This is a genomic window from Pseudomonas grandcourensis, from assembly GCF_039909015.1.
GTDB classification, from domain to species: Bacteria; Pseudomonadota; Gammaproteobacteria; order Pseudomonadales; family Pseudomonadaceae; genus Aquipseudomonas; species Aquipseudomonas grandcourensis.
Window position 1 is genome coordinate 1,360,145 of sequence record NZ_CP150919.1, and the last position, 25,275, is coordinate 1,385,419.

A 25,275-nucleotide genomic window follows, 5' to 3' on the forward strand; every position below is an offset into this window, starting at 1 on the left:
TCTGATGCCTTATAAGCACAAGCCTGGTTCTTCCAGGCTTCGTGCTATCAGAAGCTTCACGTTTTGGCATGGCTGTCTTTTTTCACTGGATACCTGATATTCGATGCGCAGTCCCAATTGGTTGTTCCTCATCCTGCTTTTGCTGCTGGCTGGCTTGCAGTACCGCCTGTGGGTGGGAAACGGCAGTCTGGCGCAAGTGGCCGAGTTGACTCAGCAGATTGCGGATCAGCAGGCTGAGAACCAGGCGTTGTTGGAACGCAATCGGGTGATGGATGCCGAAGTCAGCGAGTTGAAAAAGGGCATGGAGACCGTTGAAGAACGGGCTCGTCATGAGTTGGGCATGGTCAAGGACGGTGAAACCCTTTACCAGTTGGCCCAATGATTAATTCGTTACCGGCCTTCTGGGCCGTGATTCCTGCCGCGGGCGTCGGTGCCCGTATGGCCGCGGACCGTCCCAAGCAGTATCTGCAACTGGGCGGGCGCACTATTCTCGAACACAGCCTTGGCTGTTTCCTTGATCATCCATGCCTCAAAGGTCTGGTGGTCAGTGTTGCTGTTGACGATCCTTATTGGCCGAACCTGGCATGTGCCAGTGATCCGCGCATTGCCCGGGTCGAGGGCGGCGCCGAACGTTCCGGGTCGGTGCTCAATGCCTTGCTGCACTTGCATGCGCAGGGTGCCGACGATGAGGATTGGGTACTGGTTCACGATGCCGCACGGCCGAACCTCAGTCGTGATGATCTGGACAAATTGCTGGCTGAGCTGGCTGACGATCCTGTTGGCGGACTGCTGGCGGTTCCGGCACGGGATACACTCAAGCGGGTCGACAAGCACGGTCGTGTGGTCGAAACCGTGGATCGCAGCGTGATCTGGCAGGCCTACACGCCGCAGATGTTCCGCCTTGGGGCGTTGCATCGCGCACTGGCTGACAGTCTGGTGGCCGATGCCGTTATTACCGACGAAGCTTCGGCGATGGAGTGGGCCGGTTCGGCACCGCGACTGATCGAAGGGCGGTCCGATAACCTTAAGGTTACGCGTCCCGAAGATCTTGAATGGCTTAGGCAGCGTTGGGCCAATCGTCACTAGAAGATCTTAAAACCTGTACTCCGGCCGTTCGGCCAACCCCTCTTTCAAGTAGTCCACCAACTTGCGCACCTTCGGCGACAAATGCCGCTGCTGCGGATATAGCGCCCAAACGGCGGTATTTGGCGGTTGATGTGCCTCCAACAACGAAATCAACGCGCCGCTATTCAAATGCTCCAGCACGTAATAGTCCGGCAACTGACACAACCCCACGCCTTGTAAAGCGGCATCCAGTACGGCTTGCCCACTGTTGCAGCGCCAGTTTCCCTGCACCCTTTGCGAAAATTCCCGCCCGTTCTGTTCCAGTTGCCAAAGGTCCGAGCTGCCGATTAGACAGTTGTGGCGGCTCAGCTCCGACAAGCTGTGCGGGCGACCGTAGCGCTCAAGGTAGGAGGGCGATGCACAGAGAAACATGCGTCGTGGCGCGAGGCGGGTGGCGACCAGCCGTGAGTCCTGCAAACGCCCGAGGCGAATCGCCAGGTCGAGGCCTTCGTGCACAAGGTCAAGCTGGCGATTGCTCAGTTCGATGTCGATCCGCAGTTGCGGATACAGCCCCATGAAACGGGTCACCAGCGGCACGATGAAGCGTTCGCCGTAAGCCACGGCGCAGGTCATGCGCAGCATGCCCTTGGGTTCGCTGGTCAGATCGCCCACGGCGCGCAGTGCTTCTTCGCGACCATCCTGCAAACGCTGGCAATGTTGCAGGAAGGTTTGCCCTGCCTCGGTCAGCGTGACCCGGCGGGTACTGCGGTAGAGCAGACGAGTCTGCAAACGCTCTTCAAGGCGTACGATCTGTCGACTGACATGGGAGGAAGAAACCCCCAGGCGCTCCGCCGCAGCGGTGAACTGGCTGCATTCGGCAACGGCGACAAACTCGTCGATCCCTTCCCAGCGATTTTCGGACATCGATGATTATCCCTGTGCGGCAATAATATTTTGCATTTGCATCGATTATTCATCGTTAAGCCATGTATTACACTCCCTGTCTCGTTTTAATTCACTGGAGAGCCACCATGATCAAGTCGCGCGCCGCCGTTGCCTTCGAGGCCAAGAAACCCCTCGAGATCGTTGAAGTCGATGTCGCCATGCCCAAGGCCGGCGAAGTCTTGCTGCGCGTGGTGGCCTCCGGTGTCTGCCATACCGATGCCTACACCTTGTCCGGCGCTGATCCGGAAGGCATCTTCCCGTCGATCCTCGGCCATGAAGGTGGTGCGATTGTCGAGGCCATCGGCGAAGGCGTGACCTCTGTTGCGGTCGGTGATCATGTGATCCCGCTGTACACCCCGGAATGCCGTCAGTGCAAATTCTGCCTGTCGGGTAAAACCAACCTCTGCCAGGCGATTCGCGCGACTCAGGGCAAAGGCTTGATGCCCGACGGTACTTCGCGTTTTTCCTACAAGGGCCAGCCTATTTTCCACTACATGGGTACTTCCACTTTTTCGGAGTACACCGTGCTGCCGGAAATCTCCGTGGCCAAGATCGCTAAAGAAGCACCACTGGAAAAAGTCTGCCTGCTGGGCTGTGGTGTCACTACCGGTATCGGTGCAGTGCTCAACACCGCCAAGGTGAAACCAGGTGATACCGTGGCCATTTTCGGCCTCGGCGGCATCGGCCTGTCGGCTGTCATCGGTGCCGTCAAAGCCAAGGCTGCCCGGATCATCGCCATCGACATCAATCCGGCGAAATTCGAAATCGCCAAACAGCTGGGCGCAACCGACTGCGTGAACCCGAAAGACTTCGATCGTCCGATCCAGGAAGTCATCGTCGACATGACCGATGGCGGCGTCGATTTTTCCTTCGAGTGCATCGGCAATGTGCAACTGATGCGCGCGGCGCTGGAGTGCTGTCACAAGGGCTGGGGCGAGTCGGTCATCATCGGCGTTGCCGGTGCCGGTCAGGAAATCTCGACACGTCCGTTCCAGTTGGTCACCGGCCGCGTCTGGCGGGGTTCGGCGTTCGGCGGCGTGCGTGGCCGTACCGAGTTGCCAAGCTATGTGGAAATGGCCGAGACCGGTGAGATTCCGCTGGATACCTTCATCACCCACACCATGGGCCTGGAAGATATCAACAAGGCGTTTGACCTGATGCATGAAGGAAAAAGCATCCGCTCCGTCATCCATTTCTGAGGTCCGCCATGAGCCTGGAAAACATCTCCTGCCAGAAAAGCTTCGGCGGCTGGCACAAACGCTATCGCCATCGCTCGGAAGTGCTCGGTTGCGACATGGTGTTTGCCGTCTACCTGCCACCGCAGGCGGAGCAGGGCGGCAAGCTGCCGGTGTTGTACTGGTTGTCCGGCCTGACCTGCACCGACGAGAACTTCATGCAAAAGGCCGGCGCCATGCGCATGGCCGCCGAGCTGGGGCTGATCATCGTCGCACCGGACACCAGCCCTCGCGGCGCCGATGTGCCGGGCGATCCGGATGGCGCCTGGGACTTCGGTCTTGGCGCCGGTTTTTACCTGAATGCCACCCAGGAGCCTTGGTCGCGCCACTATCGGATGCATGACTATGTCGTGCAGGAATTGCCGACTTTGGTTGAAGCCCATTTCCCGGCTTCGGACAAGCGCGGCATCAGTGGCCATTCCATGGGTGGCCACGGTGCGCTGGTCTGCGCATTGCGCAATCCGGGGCGCTATCTGTCGGTGTCGGCATTCTCGCCAATCAACAATCCGATGGATTGCCCGTGGGGGCAGAAAGCCTTCTCCCGCTATCTGGGAGAGGACCGTTCGAAATGGCGCGAATGGGATGCCTGCGCGTTGATAGCCGAGGCCGATGAAAAGCTGCCGCTGTTGGTCGACCAGGGCGATCGTGACGATTTCCTTGCCAACCAACTCAAACCCGAAGCCTTGCAGCAGGCAGCCAAACTGGCCGGTCACCCGCTGACGTTGCGCCTGCAACCGGGCTATGACCACAGCTATTTCTTCATTGCAAGTTTCATTGACGACCACTTGCGGCATCACGCGCATGCTCTAGGTGCCTAATGCAGGTAGAATCACGCCCTGACAAAAATCGGGGCGTTTTTTTATGCGTATTGGCCACGGCTATGATGTGCACCGTTTCGCTGAAGGCGATTTCATCACTCTGGGCGGCGTGCGCATTGCACACAGCTTCGGGCTGCTCGCTCACTCTGACGGTGACGTCCTCTTGCACGCCTTGAGCGATGCCTTGCTCGGCGCCGCGGCGCTGGGCGACATCGGCAAGCATTTCCCGGATACCGACCCGCAATTCAAGGGCGCCGACAGCCGTGCGCTGTTGCGTCACGTCGTCGCACTGGTCCATGCCAAAGGCTGGAAAGTCGGCAACGTCGATAACACCATCGTCGCCCAGGCGCCGAAAATGGCCCCGCATATCGAATCGATGCGCGCGCTGATTGCCGCGGATCTTCAAGTAGAGTTGGATCAAGTGAACGTGAAAGCTACCACCACCGAAAAGCTCGGCTTTGTCGGTCGCGAAGAAGGCATTGCCGTGCACTCCGTTGCCTTGTTGCTGCGCGCATGAACGAACTGCAATTGCTCGGCCCGCGGGCTTACGGTGAAGCCCTCGGTACAGCGGTCCTGAAAGCGATCGCGGAAGATTTCCAGGTCGACGAAGTCCTCGACATTCCCCTCAGCGGCGAAGGCGAACACCTGTGGATCTGGGTGGAAAAGCGCGGCCTGAATACTGAAGAAGCAGCGCGACGGATTGCCAAGGCTGCCGGGGTGCCATTGCGCACCGTCAGTTATGCCGGGCTCAAGGACCGTCAGGCGTTGACTCGCCAGTGGTTCAGCGTGCAACTGCCGGGCAAGGCAGACCCGGATCTGTCGGCCGCGGAAAACGATACGCTGAAGATCCTCAAGACCGCCCGCCACAAACGCAAACTGCAACGCGGTGCCCACTCGGCCAATGGTTTTACGTTGCGCCTGACGCAATTCGCCGGCGACAAGGCCGCGCTTGAAGAGCGTCTGCAATTGATCGCCAAACAAGGCATCCCCAATTATTTCGGCGCCCAGCGTTTCGGCCATGACGGCGGCAACGTCGTCGATGCTCGCGCCTGGGCCGCGCGCAAGGCCTTGCCGGAGCAGCGCAACGTGCGCTCGCGTCTGCTCTCCACGGCGCGCAGTTTTCTGTTCAATCAGGTGTTGGCCGCAAGAGTTGCCGATGGCACCTGGCAGCGTGCCCAGGTGGGCGATCTGCTGGCGTTCACCGACAGCCGCAGCTTTTTCCCGGCAGGCGAAGCCGAGTGCAGCGACCCGCGCCTGGCGATTCTCGATCTGCACCCGACCGGTCCGCAGTGGGGCGAAGGTGACTCGCCGGCCACGGGCGCTGTCCATGAACTGGAGCAGGCCATCGCCGCACGCGAAGCGGATTTGCGTGACTGGTTGATCAACGCCGGAATGAGCCACGAACGTCGCATCCTGCGGCTGCCCATTGGCGGGTTGACGTGGCATTATCCCGAGCCTGACATTCTGCAACTGGAATTCGTCCTGCCGGCCGGATGCTTCGCCACCGTATTGGTGCGCGAGCTTGTTGATCTGGTGCCGGTGGGGCAGACGGACAGCCCATGCGTATTCTGATTTCTAACGACGATGGGGTAACAGCACCCGGTCTCGCCGCGCTTTATGCTGCGCTGGCGGATTACACCGAGTGCGTGGTTATCGCCCCGGACCAGGACAAGAGCGGCGCTAGCAGTTCGCTGACGCTCGACCGTCCGTTGCACCCGCAAACCCTGGCCAACGGTTTTATCAGCCTCAATGGCACGCCAACCGATTGTGTGCACCTGGGCCTCAACGGCCTGTTGGAGCGCGAAGCGGACATGGTGGTTTCCGGTATCAACCTGGGCGCGAACCTGGGGGACGATGTCCTGTATTCCGGCACGGTGGCGGCGGCCCTCGAGGGGCGTTTCCTGAAGCATCCTTCGTTTGCCTTTTCGCTGGTCTCGCGCCAGGTAGATAACCTTCCCACAGCTGCCCATTTCGCGCGCAAACTGGTTGAAGCCCATGCTGACCTGGTGCTGCCACCGCGTACGGTACTGAATGTGAACATTCCCAATTTGCCGCTGGACCGTATCCGCGGTATCCAGCTGACTCGCCTGGGCCATCGCGCCCGGGCCGCGGCACCGATTAAAGTGGTCGATCCGCGGGGCAAGTCCGGTTACTGGATCGCCGCGGCCGGGGATGCCGAAGATGGTGGCCCGGGTACCGATTTCCATGCGGTGATGCAGGGTTATGTTTCGATCACGCCGCTGCAACTGGATCGCACCTTCAATGATGCCTTCAGAAGTCTGGACGGCTGGCTGGAGGGGCTGCGCTGATGGGTCGCGAACAAGACGATATGCTGCGTCGCGGCATCGGCATGACCTCCCAGCGAACCCGGGAGCGGCTGATCCAGCGCCTGTACGAAGAAGGCATCTCCAACGCGAGGGTACTGGAGGTCATTCGCCGGACCCCGCGCCACCTGTTCGTCGACGAAGCGCTGGCACACCGTGCCTATGAAGACACCGCGCTGCCGATTGGCAACAACCAGACCATCTCCCAGCCTTATATGGTGGCGCGCATGAGCGAGCTGCTGCTGGAGGCCGGCCCCCTCGACAAGGTGCTGGAGATCGGCACCGGGTCGGGTTATCAGACGGCGGTGCTGTCGCAACTGGTCGAGCGTGTGTTCTCGGTCGAGCGCATCAAGGTTCTGCAGGATCGGGCAAAGGAACGCCTGGTCGAACTGAACCTGCGCAACGTGGTGTTCCGCTGGGGCGATGGCTGGGAAGGCTGGCCGGCTCTGGCGCCGTACAACGGGATTATCGTCACCGCAGTGGCGACCGATGTGCCCCAGGCACTGCTTGATCAGTTAGCGCCGGGAGGCCGAATGGTGATCCCGGTCGGGGCCGGCGAAGTCCAGCAATTGATGCTGATCATCCGCGAGGAACAAGGTTTTTCCAGGCATGTCCTGGGGGCTGTGCGCTTTGTGCCATTGCTCAATGGGCCACTGGCCTGAGCATTTGTTTCGGCACGCTGAATTCTCTTCGATTGCCTTTGTCTTACAGCGGCATCGTTGTGTTAAACGGGATTCATCGTCAGGCAGCAAACGTGTGCGCGACACCGATTCGCTACATTAAAGGTAAAGCGTGCACAGCCCGTTATACTTGCGACAGTTCATTACCGGACTCCGGTATTTCACATTTTCAGCCACCACAGAGGGAGCGGCGGGTGAGTCTCACAGTCATTGCGCAGCGTATGAGTAAAACGAGCTTTCAGCGCCTGGTGACTGGCCTTGTCTTGAGCACGTTGCTGGTCGGTTGTTCCAGCAACAAATCCAGCGATGTTCGTGTCGTCGACCGCAACAACGCTGCACCCCAGCGTCCGGTCGTGACCACCGGACAATACGTCGTTCGGCCCAAGGACACCCTGTTCTCCATCGCCTTCCGTTACGGTTGGGACTACAAGGCCCTGGCGGCACGCAACAACATTCCTGCGCCTTACACCATCCGTCCGGGTCAGACGATTCGCTTTGATGGTCGTACCGATTCAACGTCGACGGCGGTGGTCAGTTCGTCCAGTTCAACGCCTTCATCGTCGAGTACAACCACGATCATCCGTCGTTCGGCAAACGGTACGACCACCAGCACAACGACGGTTGTACCGTCCGTCGCGAGCAAGCCTGCAGCCGATCCATTGCCCCCTCCCGGGCCAGCCCCGACCGGCTGGGGATGGCCATCTAATGGCATTCTGATTGGAAAATTCTCTTCAAACGGTAGTTTGAATAAAGGAATTGATATCGCCGGAGATTTGGGACAGCCTGTTTTAGCTGCGTCTGATGGGACGGTGGTATACGCCGGGAGTGGCTTAAGGGGCTACGGCGAACTAGTAATCATCAAACACAGTGAAACCTACGTAAGCGCCTACGGACATAACCGCAGGCTGTTGGTTCGGGAGGGGCAGCAGGTCAAGGTCGGACAGACAATTGCCGAAATGGGGTCAACGGGTACAGACCGGGTGAAACTGCATTTTGAGATTCGCCGCCAAGGTAAACCTGTAGATCCGCTGCAATTCCTGCCACGTCGTTGATCGCTTACCAGCCTGTTCCGTCGCGTAGAGGGGACAGGCTCCAGCGTTGCCAGGGAGAAAGGCGCCGCTTGAGCTTGAGGTCGAACTCACCAAAGGACTATAACAATGGCTCTCAGTAAAGAAGTGCCGGAGTTTGACATCGACGATGAGGTTCTCCTGATGGAGAGCAGCATCGATACGGATTCGATGTCGAATGATGAAGGGGCGGCTCCACCTTCCGTTCGTGCCAAATCCAAACACTCCGCATCCTTGAAACAGCACAAGTACATTGACTACACGCGGGCACTTGATGCCACGCAGCTGTATCTCAATGAAATTGGTTTCTCTCCCCTGCTATCACCCGAAGAAGAAGTTCATTTTGCGCGCCTGTCGCAAAGTGGCGATCCGGCCGGGCGCAAACGCATGATTGAAAGTAACCTGCGGCTGGTGGTGAAAATCGCCCGACGCTACGTCAATCGTGGGCTGTCGCTGCTGGACCTGATCGAAGAGGGCAACCTCGGCTTGATCCGGGCGGTGGAGAAGTTCGATCCGGAACGCGGTTTCCGCTTCTCGACCTACGCGACCTGGTGGATTCGCCAGACCATCGAACGCGCAATCATGAATCAGACCCGGACCATCCGGCTGCCGATCCATGTGGTCAAGGAGCTGAATGTGTACCTGCGGGCCGCGCGGGAGCTGACGCAAAAACTCGACCATGAACCCTCACCCGAAGAAATCGCCAACCTGCTGGAAAAACCGGTGGGAGAGGTCAAGCGCATGCTCGGCCTTAACGAACGGGTTTCTTCGGTCGACGTCTCGCTGGGTCCGGATTCGGATAAAACCCTGCTGGATACCCTGACTGACGACCGTCCAACCGATCCATGTGAACTGTTGCAGGACGACGACCTGTCCCAGAGCATCGATCAATGGCTTTCGGAACTGACCGACAAGCAACGTGAAGTGGTTGTACGCCGCTTCGGCTTGCGCGGTCATGAAAGCAGCACCCTTGAAGACGTAGGCCTGGAAATCGGCCTGACCCGGGAACGGGTCAGACAGATTCAGGTGGAAGGCTTGAAGCGGCTGCGCGAGATCCTGGAAAAAAATGGTCTGTCGAGCGAGTCGCTGTTCCAATAAGGCGCTCACTGCGATGGCACGAAAAACCCCGACCGGCTCGGGGTTTTTTATTGTCTGGTCTGGGGATCGAATCCCCCTCGGGATTTTGGTTTCGTGCTGTAAGCCTTGGCTTACTCTTGCGTAAGTGTTCGTTATTTTTACACTCTGGCAGTCGCCTATGTTGAGCGCTATTTGCCTCTATCTTTTTGATTTATATAGCTATTTTTTATTATTAATGATGTGTGACAGTTGGAATTCGCACCAAGGGGCGATTGATCCCGCAGGGGAAAGCTCTAGTATTCAGGTTGTGTCGACGGACAGACACGTCCTTCAAGGATGAGGGATATGGATATCGCAGGACGCGATTCATCAGGACGATGAAAAGGAACACAGGGAATAGGGAAAAAATGTGGGCGGGTCAAACCGCCCCTTTTTTTGCCTGCAAAAAAGCAAAAAGGCCCTTTTGGGGCCTTTTACAGGAACGCGGGGGTAATCAGCGTTCGAGGTCTTTGAGCTTGTTGCCAACAGATTTGTTGATGACGCGATCAAACTCTTCTGCATCAGGCAACGATTCTTTCTTCTCGGTGATGTTCGGCCAGATATCGGCCAACTCAGCGTTCAGCTCGATAAAGTTCTCCATGCCGGCCGGAACCTCATCTTCGGAGAAGATAGCCACGGCAGGGCATTCAGGTTCGCACAGCGCGCAATCGATGCACTCATCCGGGTGAATCACCAGGAAATTCGGGCCTTCGTAAAAGCAGTCCACCGGACAGACTTCTACGCAGTCGGTGTACTTGCACTTGATGCAGTTGTCGGTGACGACGAAGGTCATTTCTAATTTTCTCCTCAGGCGCGGCTTGCTGCGCCCCTTCTCGTAGGGGTCGCCAGGTTCGGGAGCGATAGTCTGCTGGCCAGGCTATTAGCCAGCAGCATCCCAAACCGCGCGAGATTCTAACAGCTTGCAAGCCGCTGCGTTAGATCCGTGTCTTTAGTGTATAGAGCATTTCGAGAGCACGACGTGGTGTCATGTCGTCCAGGTCGAGCTTGGCCAGGTCATCCAGCACCGGGTGCGGCAGGCTGGCGAACAGATCGCTTTGCTGCGGTGCTGCCGGTTTGCCTTTGGCCGGTGCCGGTGTTTCATGGGGCAGGGCGGTGTCTTCCAGGCGGCTCAGATGCTCGCGAGCACGGGTAATGACCTCGCTCGGTACGCCTGCCAGTTGCGCAACGGCCAGGCCATAGCTCTGGCTGGCCGGCCCGGGCAGCACGTGGTGCAGGAACACGATGCGTTCATTGTGCTCGGTGGCATTGAGGTGCACGTTGGCCACCAGCGGCTGGGCTTCCGGCAGGACGGTCAGTTCAAAGTAGTGGGTGGCGAACAGCGTGTAGGCACGCAGATGCGCCAGGCGCTCGGCCGCCGCCCATGCCAGGGACAGACCGTCGAAGGTGCTGGTGCCACGTCCGACTTCGTCCATCAGCACCAGGCTGCGCTCAGTGGCGTTGTGCAGAATGTTCGCGGTTTCGCTCATTTCCACCATGAAGGTCGAACGCCCGCCGGCCAGGTCATCGCTGGAACCGATTCGGGTGAAGATGCGGTCCACCAGCGACAATTCGCAGCTCGCTGCCGGCACGAAGCTGCCGATGTGCGCCAAGAGCACGATCAAGGCGGTCTGACGCATGTAGGTGGATTTACCGCCCATGTTCGGACCGGTGATCACCAGCATGCGGGTGTTGTCGTCCAGGCTCAGGTCGTTGGCCACGAACGGCGTGGTCAGCACTTGTTCGACCACCGGGTGGCGACCCTGGGTGATGCGCATGCAGGGTTCGCTGACGAAGCGTGGGCAGTTCAGGTCGAGGTTCAGTGCACGTTCGGCCAGGTTGCTCAAAACGTCCAGCTCGGCCAAGGCGCCGGCAGTGTCCTGCAGCGGTGGCAGCTGGCTGATCAGGTCCTCGAGCAGTGCTTCGTACAGCATCTTCTCGCGGGCCAGGGCGCGACTCTTGGCTGACAGTGCCTTGTCTTCGAACGCCTTGAGTTCCGGCGTAATGAAACGCTCGGCGCCTTTGAGCGTCTGGCGGCGAATGTAGTCGGCCGGTGCCGATTCCGCCTGCTTGCTTGGCAGCTCGATGAAGTAACCGTGGATGCGGTTGTAACCGACCTTCAGGTGCGACAGGCCGGTGCGAGCCTTCTCCCGTGCCTCGAGGTCGATCAGGAATTGCCCGGCGTTTTCGCTCAGCGACTGCAGTTCGTCGAGTTCGCTGTCGTAGCCGGTTTTCAGCACGCCGCCGTCACGAATGACTGCGGGCGGGTTGTCGATGATGGCTTTTTCCAGGAGTGCCGCCAGTTCCGGGTAGGTGCTGGTGATGGTGGCGAGTTGCTGGAGGTGCGGGGCTTCGAGCTCCGTCATTGCCACTTGCAGTTCCGGCAGTGCGCCCAGGGCGTCACGCAAGCGGGCGAGGTCGCGGGGACGGGCATTGCGCAGGCCGATCCGCGCAAGAATCCGCTCGATGTCGCCGATTTCCTTGAGCTGCGGTTGCAGCCCTTCGAAGCGGTAACCGTCGAGCAGGCAAGTGATCGAAGTCTGGCGCGCCAACAGCACGGTCAAATCGCGCAACGGGCGATTTAGCCAGCGGGTCAGCAAGCGGCTGCCCATGGCGGTCTGGCAGCGGTCCACCACCGATTGCAGGGTGTTGTCGCGCCCCCCGGCCAGGTTGGTGTCGAGCTCCAGGTTGCGACGGCTGGCGCCATCGAGCACCACGGTGTCGTCCAGGCGTTCATGACGCAGGCTGCGCAAATGGGGCAGGGCAGTGCGCTGGGTTTCCTTGGCGTAGGCCAGCAGGCAACCGGCGGCGCCGATGGCCAAAGTCAGGTTTTCGCAGCCAAAGCCCTTGAGATCCTGAGTCGAGAATTGCTGGCACAGGCTTTTGAGCGCCGAATCACGCTCGAAATCCCACGGCGCACGGCGACGCACGCCACGGCGTTTTTCCGCCGGCAGGTCCTTGGGCCAGTCATCCGGGATCAGTAGTTCCACCGGGTTGACCCGCTCCAGTTCCGCCAACAGATTTTCCCAACCCTTGATTTCCAGCACGCTGAAGTTGCCGCTGGTGATGTCCAGCACCGCCAGGCCGAACAGGCGCTCATCGCCCAGGACGGCGGCGATCAGGTTGTCCCGACGCTCGTCGAGCAGTGCTTCGTCACTCACCGTTCCCGGGGTGATGATGCGCACCACCTGCCGGTCCACCGGCCCTTTGCTGGTGGCCGGATCGCCGACCTGCTCGCAGATCACCACCGATTCGCCAAGCTTCACCAGTTTTGCCAGGTAACCCTCGGCGGCGTGGTAAGGAATCCCGCACATCGGAATCGCCTGCCCGGCCGACTGCCCGCGGGCCGTCAGGGTGATGTCCAGCAACTTGGCGGCCTTCTTCGCGTCTTCATAGAAGATCTCGTAGAAGTCGCCCATGCGGTAGAACATCAACTGGTCGGGGTGCTGGTTTTTCAGGCGCCAGTACTGCTGCATCATCGGGGTGTGGGAGGACAGGTCAGAGACGGCTTTATTCATCGGATTGTCAGGAAGCTCGTTGAAAGAGGTGGGGCAAAAGCGGGGCAATGGCCGGGCTTTTCCGCGATGGGCGCAAGGTTACCATGGGCGGTCTACCCGACGCAGGCACCACGGCCGGGTGACATCTTTTACGATGCAAAAATCGTGTTATGCATCGATTATGCAAATCGACATTGTCTTCTTCGAGAAGAGCAAGCAGTATGTTGGTTATGCATAAACGCAACGTATCTACCGTATTAAGAGCATTGCTCGATCAGCACGGGATCTCCCCTACGGAGCTTCACCGTCGTACCGGCGTGCCTCAATCCACGCTCTCGCGCATTCTCAGCGGGAAGATCGTCGATCCATCGGATAAACATATTTCGAAGATCGCCGAGTATTTCTCCTTGAGCACCGACCAGTTACGTGGTCGCGCGGACGTCTCGTCTGCCGCTAATGCCGGGCGCGCTCCCGTGCATTCGGAACTCAAGGATATAAGTCTGTGGGATGACGATACCCCTGTCGATGACGACGAGGTGTCGGTCCCCTTTCTTCGCGAGGTTGAATTGGCAGCAGGATCAGGAAGATTCGTCATTGAAGAAAGCGAGCGCTCTAGCCTGCGCTTCGGAAAGCGAAGCCTGCGCCATAACGGTGTGCAGTTCGACCAGGCAAAATGCGTGACAGTGCGGGGCAACAGCATGTTGCCGGTGCTGCGCGACGGCGCCACGGTCGGGGTCAATGCCGGCAAGTGCGGCATTGGCGATATCGTTGACGGCGACCTTTATGCAATCAATCACAACGGCCAATTGCGGGTGAAACAGCTGTATCGCCTGCCGTCCGGAATCCGTCTGCGCAGCTTCAATCGTGATGAGCACCCGGACGAAGATTACACCTTTCAGGAAGTCCAGGAGGAGCCGATTGTTATCCTGGGACATGTCTTCTGGTGGGGCATGTACGCCCGCTAACACTCCCGGCGTTCAGATAAAGCCTGCTTCCCGAGCGGGCTTTTTTTCGCGAGCTGAAAACATTGGCTCATCTTTTAAATGCGTTAATGCATTGACTGAATATGCATCAATGCATAATCTGCTTGCCTGTCCAGGCAAGAACGCGATGTGACCGTTCACTCAAGGAGGCATGAAATGACCGTTGAGCAATATGCGTTGCTGGACATGCCTCTGTGGCTGGTCATCAGCCTGCCAATACTCGGTGGCGTTACCGGAGAAATGTGGCGTGCCGATAAAGAGGGCGTTCGTGGTTGGCCCCTCGTCCGGCGCCTGAGCCTGCGGTCTGGCTCCAGCATGATCTGCGGTGCCTCGGTCATCATGCTGCTGCACGCCGCCAATGTTTCCATCTGGGCTGCCTGTGCGGGTGGTTGTTTAGCGGCGATGGCCGGGACAGAAGTAGTTCTGGGGTTGTATGAACGTTGGGTGGCCAGGCGTATGTGGGGCGGTCATGGCCCGTCCGGTGAAGTCGAAGATTGATTCCCCCGACAGGCCTTTTCCAGAGCCTCTGGTTCTTTACATTTTGATCGCTCCTGTCGCTTGCAAGTGCGGTCTGCTCGTGTACGGTTAACCTCATCCCGCCCGATCAGGAGATGACCGTGAACGAAATCACCCAGCTCGCCGCCGAACTCGGCAGACGCCTGCAGGTTCTCAATGCCCACGTCACAACGGCGGAGTCCTGCACCGGCGGCGGCATCGCCGAGGCAATCACCCGTATCCCCGGGAGTTCGGCCTGGTTCGAGGCCGGCTATGTCACCTACTCCAACCGGCAGAAAACCCTGCAACTGGATGTCCCGGTGGAGTTGTTCACCACCGTGGGTGCGGTCAGTCGCGAGGTGGTCGAGGCCATGGTGCGGGGGGCGCAGAAGAAAAACAGCGCGTATTTCTCCGTGGCGGTCAGTGGCATCGCCGGTCCGGATGGGGGAACGGCGAACAAGCCGGTTGGCACGGTATGGCTGGCCTGGGGCGTTGGAGATCAGGTGTTCTGTGAACGGCAGCACTTCCCGGGTAATCGTGATGACGTCCGCCGACAAACGGTGAGGGCCGCGCTAGAGGGGCTGCTGCGGTATGCCGCGGCAGAAATCTCAAATCAGGGGTAGGCGATCCGGAATCGCTGTGGAATAATACTGGCTACTTATACAGGTGTTGGCCGTCAGGCCTTATTGATTACGTGAGGACTTTAATGGACGACAACAAGAAGAAAGCCTTGGCTGCGGCCCTGGGTCAGATCGAACGTCAATTCGGCAAGGGTGCCGTAATGCGTATGGGCGATCAGGACCGTCAGGCGATCCCGGCCATCTCCACTGGCTCTCTGGGTCTGGACATTGCTCTCGGCATCGGCGGCCTGCCAAAAGGCCGTATCGTTGAAATCTATGGTCCTGAATCTTCCGGTAAAACCACGCTGACCTTGTCCGTGATCGCCCAGGCTCAAAAAGCCGGCGCGACCTGTGCATTCGTCGACGCCGAACACGCCCTCGATCCTGAGTACGCCGGCAAGCTGGGCGTCAACGTCGACGACCTGCTGGTTTCCCAGCCGGACACCGGCGAGCAGGCCCTGGAAATCACCGACATGCTGGTGCGTTCCAACGCGGTTGACGTGATCATCGTCGACTCCGTGGCCGCGCTGGTGCCAAAGGCTGAAATCGAAGGCGAAATGGGTGACATGCACGTGGGCCTGCAAGCCCGTCTGATGTCCCAGGCGCTGCGTAAAATCACCGGTAACATCAAGAACGCCAACTGCCTGGTGATCTTCATCAACCAGATCCGTATGAAAATCGGCGTGATGTTCGGTAGCCCGGAAACCACCACCGGTGGTAACGCACTGAAGTTCTACGCATCGGTTCGTCTGGACATCCGTCGTACAGGCGCGGTGAAGGAAGGTGATGAGGTCGTCGGTAGCGAAACCCGCGTCAAGGTTGTGAAGAACAAGGTGGCTTCGCCGTTCCGTCAGGCCGAGTTCCAGATTCTTTACGGCAAGGGCATCTACCTCAACGGTGAGATGATCGACCTGGGTGTTCTGCACGGTTTCGTTGAGAAGTCCGGCGCCTGGTATGCCTATGAAGGCACCAAGATCGGTCAGGGCAAGGCCAACTCGGCCAAGTTCCTGGCGGATAACCCGGAAGTCGCGGCAAAGCTGGAGAAGCAACTGCGTGACAAGCTGCTGTCCCCGTCATCGGTAGCAGATGCCAAAGCTTCTGCGGTCAAAGAGACCGTAGACGACCTGGCTGACGCTGATATCTGATCGAAGCAATGACCGCCGTACTCGATACACCCGTCGCGGTGCGGCGAACCGCAATGGACCTGCTCGCACGACGCGAGCACGGTCGTGTCGAGCTGACGCGTAAACTGCGTCAGCGCGGCGCCATTCCCGAAATGATCGAAACAGCACTCGACCGATTGACGGAAGAGGGGTTGTTGTCCGAAACCCGTTACCTCGAAAGCTTCGTTTCCTACCGCGCCCGTTCCGGTTATGGCCCTTTACGCATTCGTGAAGAGTTGGGTCAGCGCGGCCTGCAGCGCACCGATATTGAACTCGCCCTGCGTGAGAGCGGTATCGACTGGCAGGAGCAACTGGCCGACACCTGGCGGCGCAAGTTCTCCGGGCAATTGCCGGCGGACGTCCGGGAGCGAGCCAAACAAGGCAGGTTCCTGGCGTATAGGGGATACTCCATGGAAATGATCAACCGCCTGTTCAGCGGTCGAGGGATGGACGATTGAACTGAAACGGCCCGCTATTTCGATAGCGGGCCGTTTTTTTATACCTCACGAAACCTTTGACGGCTCCCGGGTGCGTTGTTGTACCTGGGGTTTTGATTGTGCCCAGTTTTCCGGCAGGTTGATGAAGTCCACAAGCTCGCGCAGACGACCATGATTACGGGCGTTGAAGTTGAAGACCAGCCGCGCCAAATGGCTGAATTCGGTTTCGTCATGTTCCTCGCCACTGTACGCGCGCTGATGGAAATGATCACTCAGGCACAGGTCGGCGAAAGCCTCCTGCATGTGTTCGAGTGCGTGGTCGCTGAGTGTGTGATTCATGCGAATCAGGAACTGATGCTTGAGCCAGCGACTGGAGTGGAAGTTGCTGTAGAACTGGTTGATGTGCTCTACCGCTTCTTCGACGTTGTAGACCAGTTTCACCAGCTTCATGTCAGTGGGCAGGATGTAGTGGTTTTCCTCCAGTTGCTGGTGAATGAAGTCCAGTGCGCCTTGCCAGAATTTGCCGCCCGGCGCGTCGAGCAGCACCACGGGTACCAATGGACTCTTGCCGGTCTGGATCAGTGTCAGCACTTCCAGTGCCTCATCCAGCGTACCGAAGCCACCCGGGCACAGCACCAGGGCGTCGGCTTCCTTGACGAAGAACAGCTTGCGGGTGAAGAAGAAGTGGAAAGGCAGCAGGTTGGTCGTGCCGTCGACAGTGGGGTTGGCATGCTGTTCGAAGGGCAGGGTGATGTTGAAGCCCAGGCTGTGTGTCAGGCCGGCGCCCTCATGCGCAGCGGCCATGATGCCGCCACCGGCGCCAGTGATCACCATCATGTCCGAGCGCGCCAGCGCGGCGCCGAGCTCCCGGGCCATGTTGAAGAGCGGATGTTCCATGGGGGTACGGGCCGAGCCGAAAACAGTGACCTTGCGCCGCCCCTTGAACTGTTCGAGCACGCGGAAAGCCTGTTCCAGTTCGCGCAGGGCTTGCAGGGTGATTTTGGCATTCCAGCGATTGTGGTCTTCCTGGGCCATGCGCAGCACGGTCAGGATCATGTCACGGTAGATCGGGATGTTCGGGCTGTTGGGTGAAATCAGCTTGAGCTGTTCTTCGACCTTGCTGATGAGGTCGTGGCCGCTTTCTTCAAAGTGACGGCTCAGGAGGTCATTCGGTTGGTAAGGCATTCAACTTCTCCTTCTGCACAGAACCCTCGGCCCGACAACGTAAGTCGGTGCCACGACACTTCATGTGTCGCTGTCTGCCCAGGCCCATGCCTGGGCGACCTACTTGACCCGAAAGGCTCGGATCATCCAAACAGGCTCTGTTTTCCCTTGGATGAAAGAAACGTTCGCACTACACGACAATCGACGGCCAGCCCCTTTCCGGCCTTGAAAAAGTATAGGTGGATATCCTGAAATCCAGGCCTTCACAGTGAATTGCGCTGTCTTGATCATTGCGCCACAAAGTCTTTCCTGGCAACCGCTTATTGATGATTTGCAAGGTGCTTTCACCGCTCGTCTGAACATGCGTCGCATGTGCTGCACTCTGATTTACTAAGTTACAGGCGTCACACGACAACTTTGCGTCAACGGCAGGGCGCACGGTACAAGCAATTCAAGGATTTATCACTCAAACATGAGTGAAGTGCAGGGAGGCGGGAAACCATGGCCAGAGTTGTTCTGGAGATCGATACGCAACTGTATCGATTGCTGAAGTCATCAGCCGAGACCCATCATTTGAGTCTCGAAGAGGAGTGCTGCCGACGTTTGCGCGGTGGCGAGCGTCGTTCACATTACTTGCAGGCGCTGCTGGCAGAACTGCGCGCCGAAGATGAACAACGGCGCGCCAATTCCAGGTGATTACTTTTTCTTCTTGGCCGGTTGCAGGCAATCCGACTCCTGGAAGCTTGCGGAGCCGACCGGGCGGTTGGTCTTCACCTCAGTGAAGTCGTAACGCATGATCGCGCCCTTGGCCATCAGCTTGCGAAACCCTTCGTTTCGGCAGACAGAAGCGCCCAACTGGAAGTACACGGCTTTCGGGTCTGCACGCATCTTGTCGGCGTGGCTGCTCTGCACGCTCAGGTGGTTGATCAGCTGTTTGCCTTCAACGGTGTAGCCTTGATCGAGAATGTCTTCGTTGATCGCTCGAGGAGTGCCGACGCTGCTCTGGGTGGCGACGTTTTGCAGCATTTTGTTCAGTTCCGTGTCTTTCAAGGACGCAGCCTGGGCGTTGAAGGACGACGCCAGCAAAATGGCCGCGGTAGGAACGATAAGGCGCAGCATGAAACTCTCCTGGTTCAGTGATGCGGGGTTTGACCCGTCACGTGGCTGTGCGTTCAGTGGCGGCGAATTATAGGGGAGGCGGGCTGGACGGTACAGGCTTGCGCCGGGCGGTCTGGTAAACTGCTGGCACTTTTTACCCTGTCGAGTGTTTTTCGTGTCGATTTCCCTTCTCTGTGGGCATTGCCCACTATGAGTCATACCCCCGCGCGCTTTGCCTTGAATGCCGTAGCCCGCTTGCGCGATCAGCGTGAGGAGGAGGGCATCAAGCCGATTCAGGCCCGCGGCTGGCGCGCGACGCGCTGCCGTGACTGCCGGGTGATCGAGAGCCACTGCCTGTGCGCATGGCGCCCGCAGGTCGCTACCCGCTCCGGCGTTTGCCTGATTATGACCAACAAGGAAGTGTTCAAACCGAGCAACACCGGTTGGCTGATCGCCGACGTGGTGCCTGACAACCATGCCTTCATCTGGTCCCGTACCGAGACCGATCCGAAGTTGCTGGCGCTGTTGTCCGACCCGCAATGGCAGCCTTACCTGGTGTTCCCGGGGGAGTACGTCGAACCTGAACGCGTGACAAACACTGTGGACGTCGATGGCACGAAGCGCCCGCTGTTCATTCTGTTGGATGCGACCTGGACCGAAGCGCGAAAGATCTTTCGCAAGAGCCCCTATTTCGACCGACTGCCGATCCTCAGCCTGCTGCCGGAGAAACTCTCCCGCTACCGGTTGCGCCGCTCGACCCGCAGCGAGCATCTGTGCACCGCGGAAGTGGCGGCGCTATGCCTCGACCTTGCAGGCGATGTCGCCGCGGCATCGGCGCTGGATGCCTATTTCGATGTGTTCAGCCAGCATTACCTCGACGCCAAACACCAGTTGGACATGAACGTTTCGACCCCGGCGCACGCCGAGTTGATGCCCTATGTCCGGTCGGTCACCCCATTGATGGACTGATTGTCGCGCATACTGCAATAAAGTGTACCGGCCATGCTGCTTGACCACCCCGGCTTCGCTGGGCATGCTTGGCGCCGATTAGGGTGCGACCGGAATTTTCGACGCCGTTTTTTGCGTTGAGCGTGCCTTGTCAGTGCAGCTCCGTGGCTGTGTCTTGACTTGCTTTGGCGAGGTCCGAATGCATCGGGCGTCCCATGAAAAACAGGATCATTTGAAAAATGGCCACATACGAAATCCTGATTGCCGATGACCACCCACTTTTTCGTAGTGCCTTGCATCAAGCGCTGACCCTGGGCCTTGGCCCGGATGTGCGTCTGGTGGAAGTGGCGAGCATCGCCGAACTGGAAGTTCGCCTGACCGAAAAGTCCGACTGGGATCTGGTGCTGCTGGACCTGAACATGCCGGGGGCCTACGGTTTTTCCGGGCTGGTCCTGCTGCGCGGGCAGTACCCGCAGATTCCGGTGGTCATGGTCTCGGCCCAGGAAGAGCCGACCATCATGGTCAAGTCTCGTGAATTCGGTGCCAGTGGCTTCATTCCCAAATCCAGCGACTTGAGCGTGATTCAGAAAGCCGTGCGTGCGGTCCTCGATGGCGACGTGTTCTGGCCGCCGCAGGCGTTCGAAGCGGTCAGCGTCTCGGATGAGGCCAAGGCGGCCAGCGAAGGGCTTGCCAGCCTCACCCCGCAACAGTTCCGTGTGCTGACCATGGTCTGCGAAGGCTTGCTGAACAAGCAGATCGCCTACGAGCTGAGCGTTTCCGAGGCGACTATCAAGGCGCACGTGACCGCGATTTTCCGTAAACTGAATGTGCGGACCCGGACCCAGGCCGCGCTGCTCTTGCAACAACTTGAGTCAATTTCCAGCCATTAAAGGCTGGCAAATTCACGCTTTTTTGACTTTGGTTGAACTAGCTTTCTCACTTCTTTTTTGCCAGTTGCCCACTCTATGTCACCTTTCAAAGGCCAGACCGGCCTGAAACGTATTCTCAATGCTTCCGGTTATTCGCTGGACGGCCTGCGCGCAGCCTTCACCGGTGAAGCCGCCTTTCGGCAATTGGTATTGCTCAACGTCATCCTGATTCCTTTGTCGTTCTTCCTGAATGTCAGCCGGGTCGAACGGGCGTTGTTGATCGCGGTATGCCTGTTGGCGTTGATCGTCGAGTTGCTCAACTCGGCAGTGGAAGCGGCCATCGACCGCATTTCCCTTGAGCGGCACCCGCTGTCCAAGAATGCCAAGGACATGGGCAGTGCCGCCCAGTTCGTGGCATTGAGCATGATTGCCCTGGTGTGGGCGGTGATTCTGCTCTAAGCGATCGTCGGCAGCACGATCTCGTCGCTGCGCTGGACCCCGGCGGTGAAGGCGCGGCACAGATCGAGGAACTCGCGCATCGCCGAGGTCTGATATTTCTGTTTATGCCAGATGAAATAAAACTGTCGCGCCAGATCCAGATCCGGCGTCTCGACAGGCACCAGGCTGCCGCGGCGAAATGCGTCGCGCAAAGCCAGCCTGGAAATGCAGCCAATCCCCAAACCTGATTCCACTGCGCGTTTGATCGCTTCGGTGTGTTCAAGCTCGAGGCGGATGTTTAACGAAGTGCGGTGATGGCGCATGGCTTGATCGAAGGTCAACCGCGTGCCCGAGCCCTGTTCGCGCAAGATCCAGGCTTCGTGGCTCAACTCGTCCATGGTGGCCGTGCCGCGCTTGGCCAGCGGATGCTGGGGGGCGCAAAACACCACCAGTTCGTCCTCGACCCAGCTTTGCACTTCGATGTCCGGGTGGCTGCAGTCGCCTTCGATTAGACCCAGATCAATTTCATAGTGGGCCACTTGTTGCACGATATTGGCAGTGTTCTGCACATGCAGCTTCACCTGGCTTTCCGGGTGACGCTGCATGAAGCTGCCGATCAACAATGTGGCCAGGTAATTGCCGATGGTCAGGGTCGCGCCCACGGCCAGTGAGCCGAAACCGGACTTGCCGTTGAGCAGGTCTTCGATTTCCTTGGCCTGGTCCAACAGCGCCACCGCTTGCGGCAACAGTTGTTTTCCGAGGGCGTTCAGGCTCAACCGTTTACCGGCACGGTCGAACAACTGGCAGCTGCACTGGCGCTCCAGTTCGGTGATCGAGGTGCTCGCCGCCGATTGTGAGAGGTTGAGCAGGCCCGCGGCACGGGACACACTTTCCTGCTGGGCGACGGCGACGAATACTTGAAGTTGACGGAGAGTAAATCGCATATCGATATAACCGATAACCCTTATCTTAATAATCCATTTAACAGATATTGTCTCTGCCTTTAGAATGCGATGCAATTGCGCATATCACTGGCGCAGGCAAAATCTCCAGGAGTCCCACGTACATGAGCAACATGAACCACGAGCGTGTCCTCAGTGTTCACCACTGGAACGACACTCTGTTCAGCTTCAAGTGCACCCGTGATCCGGGCCTGCGCTTCGAGAACGGTCAGTTCGTGATGATCGGCCTGCAGCAGCCCAACGGCCGCCCGCTTATGCGCGCTTACTCGATTGCCAGCCCGAACTGGGAAGAGCATCTCGAGTTCTTCAGCATCAAGGTGCCTGATGGTCCGCTGACTTCGCAGTTGCAGCATCTGAAGGAAGGCGACGAGATCATCATCAGCAAGAAGCCTACCGGCACGCTGGTACTGGATGACCTGAAGCCTGGCAAACATTTGTACCTGCTCAGCACCGGTACCGGCCTGGCGCCGTTCATGAGCGTCATCCAGGACCCGGAAACCTACGAGCGTTTCGAAAAAGTGATCCTGTGCCACGGCGTGCGTTACGTCAACGAAGTCGCTTACCGTGAGTTCATCACCGAGCACCTGCCGCAGAACGAGTTCTTCGGTGATGCGCTGCGTGACAAGTTGATCTACTACCCGACCGTGACCCGCGAGCCGTTCGAGAACGAAGGTCGCCTGACCGACCTGATGCGCAGCGGCAAGCTGTTCAGCGACATCGGTCTGCCACCGATCAACCCGCAGGACGACCGCGCCATGCTGTGCGGCAGCCCGAGCATGCTCGACGAGACCAGCGAAGTGCTGAACAGCTTCGGCCTGAAGGTTTCGCCGCGGATGCGCGAGCCGGGTGACTACCTGATCGAGCGTGCGTTCGTCGAGAAGTAAGAAGCGCGCAACACTGAAAAGCCCGCGTTGCCTCAAGGCAACGCGGGCTTTTTGCTTTCCTGTAGGAGCTGCCGAAGGCTGCGATCTTTTGATCTGACATCAAAGTCAAAAGATCGCAGCCTGCGGCAGCTCCTACGTGTTGGCTGCCGGGATAACTTCAAGGATGCGGATCAGCTCCGGTGTCGGATAGTGCCAACGCACATCGACATCCCAAAACTGCGCGCCGTACTCCCGCTCCGGTGCAGGCGTTTGATAGGCTGGGCGCGGATCTTGCGCCAGGCATTGCTCGATCAACTCGACCAAAGGCTCTGCAAGGCGCTGGGCATGCTCGTGAGCCTGTTGCAGCGCTGTGTCCGTCCACTGCACGGGAATCAGTTGCGGCGCAGCGCTGGCGATGCTGTTGGCGGCTGTGTCGATGATGTCGGCGTAGGGCACGTAGGGTTTGATATCGAGAATCGGCGTGCCATCCAGCAGATCGATGCCCGAGATCCACAGCCGGCCGGCTTCGACCTTGTCCAGTTTCACCACTGACTGCCCGATGCCATTGGGGCGGTGGGTGGCGCGGGTGGCGAACACGCCCATGGATTTATTGCCGCCGAGGCGAGGGGGGCGGACCTTCAGGCGAGGCTTTTCCTCCAGGGCCTGGTGGAACAGGAACAGCAGCCACACGTGGCTGACCTGCTCCAGGCCCTGCACCGCGTCCCCTTGATCGAATGGCGCCACCAGTTCCAGCACCCCACGGGCAGCCGGGGCCAGTTGGGGTTGGCGCGGAATGGCGAACTTCTCCTTGAAGCAGGAGTGCACGAAGCCGATGGGGGAAACGCTGTAGGTCATGGTTTGGGGTCGAGGCGGAATTAAGGCAGGCATGATAACCCACACGGCCTTTGGCCCGGTGGCGCCTGTAAGTCCGTCATCGCGGGCAAGCCACGCTCCCACAGGTTTTGTGGCGGGCACAAGTTCTGTGTGCGCTCGAGAACCCTGTGGGAGCGTGGCTTGCCCGCGATGGCCGCACCGCCGATCTAGAGACTGAACCCGCCATCCAGCGGAATGATATTCCCGGTCATGTAGGCCCCTGCGGTACTCGCCAGACTGATCGCCAACGCCGCCATCTCTTCCTCGCGGCCCCAACGCTTCATCGGGATCTGCGCCGTATCCTCGGCCAATGCCTGTTCATCACTGCCAATGTGCTGGGTCATCTTGCTCGGAAAACGCCCCGGGGCGATCACATTGACGTTGATGTGCTGGCTGACCAGTTCTCGTGCCAGAATCCTCGACAGTTGGTGCAACGCAGCCTTGCTCGGCCCGTAGGCATACGCTTGCTCGCCGAAGGAGGAAATCCCGGCCACCGATCCGATGTTGATGATCCGCGCCGGATTCGCTTCGGAGCCGGCCTTGCGCAGCAGGGGCAGGAACTGCTGGATGCAGTTGAACACCGAGGTCACATTGAGCTGCATGACCTTCTCCCAGCCCTTGATCGGGTAGCTCTCCAGCGGTGCGCCCCAGGTGGTGCCGGCATTGTTCACCAGGATGTCCAGATGAGTGATCTGCTCGCCCAGGCGGGTGGCCAGTTGCAGGACGCCCTCTTCGGTGGCGAGGTTGGCCGCGATGGCGTGGCAGCGGCCAAGTGCACCGAGTTCGTCAGCGGTTTGCAGACAGGCTTCGACGTCGCGCGCACAGACGTACACGATGGCGCCAGCCTCGACGTAGGCCTTGGCGATCATCTTGCCGATACCACGGGTGCCGCCGGTCACCAGGGCGGTGCGGCCTTGCAGGGAAAAGTAGGGATGCATGGCGAATCCTTCAGAACTGAGGTCTTTAAACCCTAGTCGTCAGCCGCCAGAAGCGGAGCCACTATTTTTGTGCGGAATGGGGGGCCATATGGCCCGGCCTTGAACTGCATGCATGCCGTTCAAGGCCAGCGGGCGTTTATTGCGGGCGAACGCGCAAGGTCAGGCCCTTGAGGAAGTTGCGCAGCAGCTGGTCGCCGCACGGGCGATAGTTGGTGTGGCCGAACTTGCGGAACAGCGCGCTCAGCTCAGGCTTGGACACCGGGAACTCGGCGGCCTTGAGGATCGCGTGCATGTCGTCTTCTTTGAGCTCGAACGCCACCCGTAGCTTTTTCAGGATGATGTTGTTGGTCACCGGCACTTCGATCGGCTGCGGCGGACGGCTTTCGTCCTTGCCGCGCTTGAAGACCACCAGGCCGTCGAGAAAGTGCGCCATGACTTCGTCCGGGCAGCGTACGAAACCTTCCTCGTCTTCCTCTTTCTTGTCGAGGTAGGTCAGCAGGTCCGGCAGGGTCACGTCCATGTCGCCGAGCTTGATGATCTCGATGACTTTCTTGTCGCTGATGTCGAGCATGTAGCGCACGCTGCGCAGTACGTCGTTATGAATCATGTGGGCAGTCCTGATATTCAGCTGTGGGCGTCGCGGCCAGGCGCGGCGCCGAAATGTATGGCGGCGAGAAAAG

At 59.0% G+C, this 25,275-nt stretch carries 29 protein-coding genes; 20 read left to right on the plus strand and 9 right to left on the minus strand.

The features are described 5' to 3' along the window. The first annotated feature begins 103 nt into the window (after positions 1–103). A complete protein-coding gene (ftsB, locus tag AABM52_RS05910; protein WP_007970710.1) occupies positions 104–382 on the plus strand; it encodes a cell division protein FtsB in 279 nt (92 codons plus the stop codon). Next, on the plus strand, positions 379–1,086 hold the full coding sequence (gene ispD, locus AABM52_RS05915) for a 2-C-methyl-D-erythritol 4-phosphate cytidylyltransferase (protein WP_347910905.1): 708 nt from the start codon (positions 379–381) through the stop codon (positions 1,084–1,086). Before ftsB ends, ispD begins: the two co-directional genes overlap by 4 nt. 6 nt (positions 1,087–1,092) lie before the next feature. Here the strand turns inward: ispD and AABM52_RS05920 are convergent, their stop codons facing one another. Beyond that, the gene (locus AABM52_RS05920) at positions 1,093–1,989 is read right to left on the minus strand and encodes a LysR substrate-binding domain-containing protein (RefSeq protein ID WP_347910906.1); all 897 of its coding nucleotides are present in this window, start codon (positions 1,987–1,989) and stop codon (positions 1,093–1,095) included. Positions 1,990–2,096: 107 nt separating this feature from the next. Here AABM52_RS05920 and AABM52_RS05925 point away from each other — a divergent pair, with 107 nt between their 5' ends. The 8 genes from AABM52_RS05925 (at position 2,097) to rpoS (ending at position 9,232) form a co-directional block, all read left to right on the plus strand. Further along, positions 2,097–3,209: an S-(hydroxymethyl)glutathione dehydrogenase/class III alcohol dehydrogenase gene (locus tag AABM52_RS05925; protein WP_008054058.1), complete on the plus strand. Its 1,113-nt coding sequence runs from the start codon at positions 2,097–2,099 to the stop codon at positions 3,207–3,209. Positions 3,210–3,217: 8 nt separating this feature from the next. Beyond that, positions 3,218–4,063, plus strand: a complete 846-nt coding sequence (gene fghA, locus AABM52_RS05930) for an S-formylglutathione hydrolase (RefSeq protein WP_347910907.1) — start codon at positions 3,218–3,220, stop codon at positions 4,061–4,063. 43 nt (positions 4,064–4,106) lie between these two features. Continuing rightward, complete coding sequence (gene ispF, locus AABM52_RS05935) at positions 4,107–4,580, plus strand: 2-C-methyl-D-erythritol 2,4-cyclodiphosphate synthase (RefSeq protein ID WP_007970721.1); 474 nt, start codon at positions 4,107–4,109, stop codon at positions 4,578–4,580. After that, positions 4,577–5,635: a tRNA pseudouridine(13) synthase TruD gene (truD, locus tag AABM52_RS05940; protein ID WP_218543479.1), complete on the plus strand. Its 1,059-nt coding sequence runs from the start codon at positions 4,577–4,579 to the stop codon at positions 5,633–5,635. The genes ispF and truD overlap by 4 nt, the downstream gene beginning before the upstream one ends. Then, positions 5,623–6,372, plus strand: coding sequence for a 5'/3'-nucleotidase SurE (gene surE / locus AABM52_RS05945; RefSeq protein WP_347910908.1), 750 nt, complete (start codon positions 5,623–5,625; stop codon positions 6,370–6,372). Before truD ends, surE begins: the two co-directional genes overlap by 13 nt. 41 nt (positions 6,373–6,413) lie before the next feature. Next, positions 6,414–7,049, plus strand: a complete 636-nt coding sequence (locus tag AABM52_RS05950; RefSeq protein ID WP_172435346.1) for a protein-L-isoaspartate(D-aspartate) O-methyltransferase — start codon at positions 6,414–6,416, stop codon at positions 7,047–7,049. Positions 7,050–7,261: 212 nt separating this feature from the next. Beyond that, positions 7,262–8,119, plus strand: coding sequence for a peptidoglycan DD-metalloendopeptidase family protein (locus AABM52_RS05955; RefSeq protein ID WP_347910909.1), 858 nt, complete (start codon positions 7,262–7,264; stop codon positions 8,117–8,119). Between the two features lie 105 nt (positions 8,120–8,224). Continuing rightward, positions 8,225–9,232 carry an RNA polymerase sigma factor RpoS gene (rpoS, locus tag AABM52_RS05960; RefSeq protein WP_007990225.1) on the plus strand — a complete coding sequence of 336 codons (1,008 nt, stop codon included), beginning with the start codon at positions 8,225–8,227 and terminating at the stop codon, positions 9,230–9,232. 472 nt (positions 9,233–9,704) lie between these two features. On the opposite strand, the gene fdxA is transcribed toward rpoS, so the two are convergent. Both fdxA and mutS read right to left on the minus strand, forming a co-directional pair. Continuing rightward, a complete protein-coding gene (fdxA, locus tag AABM52_RS05965; RefSeq protein ID WP_347910910.1) occupies positions 9,705–10,043 on the minus strand; it encodes a ferredoxin FdxA in 339 nt (112 codons plus the stop codon). A 142-nt stretch (positions 10,044–10,185) separates the two neighbouring features. After that, a complete protein-coding gene (mutS, locus tag AABM52_RS05970) occupies positions 10,186–12,765 on the minus strand; it encodes a DNA mismatch repair protein MutS (RefSeq protein ID WP_347910911.1) in 2,580 nt (859 codons plus the stop codon). A 209-nt stretch (positions 12,766–12,974) separates the two neighbouring features. On the opposite strand from mutS, the gene AABM52_RS05975 reads away from it, so the two are divergent. The 5 genes from AABM52_RS05975 to recX all read left to right on the plus strand — a co-directional run bounded on the left by AABM52_RS05975 (position 12,975) and on the right by recX (position 16,463). Beyond that, entirely contained in the window at positions 12,975–13,709 is a 735-nt protein-coding gene (locus AABM52_RS05975; protein ID WP_347912589.1) for a S24 family peptidase, read from the plus strand. A gap of 174 nt (positions 13,710–13,883) precedes the next feature. Continuing rightward, complete coding sequence (locus AABM52_RS05980; protein WP_347910912.1) at positions 13,884–14,225, plus strand: phage holin family protein; 342 nt, start codon at positions 13,884–13,886, stop codon at positions 14,223–14,225. Between the two features lie 119 nt (positions 14,226–14,344). Next, the gene (locus AABM52_RS05985) at positions 14,345–14,845 is read left to right on the plus strand and encodes a CinA family protein (protein WP_046041286.1); all 501 of its coding nucleotides are present in this window, start codon (positions 14,345–14,347) and stop codon (positions 14,843–14,845) included. Between the two features lie 83 nt (positions 14,846–14,928). Further along, positions 14,929–15,987, plus strand: a complete 1,059-nt coding sequence (gene recA, locus AABM52_RS05990) for a recombinase RecA (RefSeq protein ID WP_347910913.1) — start codon at positions 14,929–14,931, stop codon at positions 15,985–15,987. An 8-nt stretch (positions 15,988–15,995) separates the two neighbouring features. After that, positions 15,996–16,463, plus strand: coding sequence for a recombination regulator RecX (recX, locus tag AABM52_RS05995; RefSeq protein ID WP_347910914.1), 468 nt, complete (start codon positions 15,996–15,998; stop codon positions 16,461–16,463). 45 nt (positions 16,464–16,508) lie between these two features. On the opposite strand, the gene AABM52_RS06000 is transcribed toward recX, so the two are convergent. Next, positions 16,509–17,627, minus strand: coding sequence for a TIGR00730 family Rossman fold protein (locus AABM52_RS06000; protein ID WP_347910915.1), 1,119 nt, complete (start codon positions 17,625–17,627; stop codon positions 16,509–16,511). A gap of 480 nt (positions 17,628–18,107) precedes the next feature. On the opposite strand from AABM52_RS06000, the gene AABM52_RS06005 reads away from it, so the two are divergent. After that, complete coding sequence (locus AABM52_RS06005) at positions 18,108–18,302, plus strand: hypothetical protein (protein WP_057716151.1); 195 nt, start codon at positions 18,108–18,110, stop codon at positions 18,300–18,302. Here AABM52_RS06005 and AABM52_RS06010 read toward each other — a convergent pair whose 3' ends face one another. After that, positions 18,303–18,725, minus strand: a complete 423-nt coding sequence (locus AABM52_RS06010; protein ID WP_007990204.1) for a quorum-sensing-regulated virulence factor family protein — start codon at positions 18,723–18,725, stop codon at positions 18,303–18,305. Between the two features lie 189 nt (positions 18,726–18,914). Between AABM52_RS06010 and AABM52_RS06015 the strand changes: the two genes are divergently transcribed. From AABM52_RS06015 to AABM52_RS06025, 3 genes are all read left to right on the plus strand, one after another. Then, complete coding sequence (locus AABM52_RS06015) at positions 18,915–19,673, plus strand: tRNA-uridine aminocarboxypropyltransferase (RefSeq protein WP_347910916.1); 759 nt, start codon at positions 18,915–18,917, stop codon at positions 19,671–19,673. Between the two features lie 218 nt (positions 19,674–19,891). Beyond that, positions 19,892–20,542, plus strand: coding sequence for a response regulator transcription factor ErdR (gene erdR / locus AABM52_RS06020; RefSeq protein WP_008054094.1), 651 nt, complete (start codon positions 19,892–19,894; stop codon positions 20,540–20,542). A gap of 75 nt (positions 20,543–20,617) precedes the next feature. Next, positions 20,618–20,980 (plus strand): diacylglycerol kinase, encoded by a 363-nt coding sequence (locus AABM52_RS06025; RefSeq protein WP_007996906.1) that lies wholly within the window; start codon positions 20,618–20,620, stop codon positions 20,978–20,980. Here the strand turns inward: AABM52_RS06025 and AABM52_RS06030 are convergent. Next, positions 20,977–21,903, minus strand: coding sequence for a LysR family transcriptional regulator (locus AABM52_RS06030; protein ID WP_046041182.1), 927 nt, complete (start codon positions 21,901–21,903; stop codon positions 20,977–20,979). The two genes, AABM52_RS06025 and AABM52_RS06030, sit on opposite strands and share 4 nt — an antisense overlap. 122 nt (positions 21,904–22,025) lie before the next feature. On the opposite strand from AABM52_RS06030, the gene fpr reads away from it, so the two are divergent. Then, a complete protein-coding gene (gene fpr, locus AABM52_RS06035; protein ID WP_008054100.1) occupies positions 22,026–22,805 on the plus strand; it encodes a ferredoxin-NADP reductase in 780 nt (259 codons plus the stop codon). 132 nt (positions 22,806–22,937) lie between these two features. Here fpr and tsaA read toward each other — a convergent pair whose 3' ends face one another. The 3 genes from tsaA to AABM52_RS06050 form a co-directional block, all read right to left on the minus strand. Continuing rightward, the gene (gene tsaA, locus AABM52_RS06040) at positions 22,938–23,639 is read right to left on the minus strand and encodes a tRNA (N6-threonylcarbamoyladenosine(37)-N6)-methyltransferase TrmO (RefSeq protein WP_347910917.1); all 702 of its coding nucleotides are present in this window, start codon (positions 23,637–23,639) and stop codon (positions 22,938–22,940) included. A gap of 185 nt (positions 23,640–23,824) precedes the next feature. Next, positions 23,825–24,595, minus strand: a complete 771-nt coding sequence (locus tag AABM52_RS06045) for an SDR family oxidoreductase (RefSeq protein ID WP_347910918.1) — start codon at positions 24,593–24,595, stop codon at positions 23,825–23,827. Positions 24,596–24,731: 136 nt separating this feature from the next. Beyond that, a complete protein-coding gene (locus tag AABM52_RS06050) occupies positions 24,732–25,202 on the minus strand; it encodes a DUF1456 family protein (protein WP_347910919.1) in 471 nt (156 codons plus the stop codon). Positions 25,203–25,275: the final 73 nt, after the last annotated feature.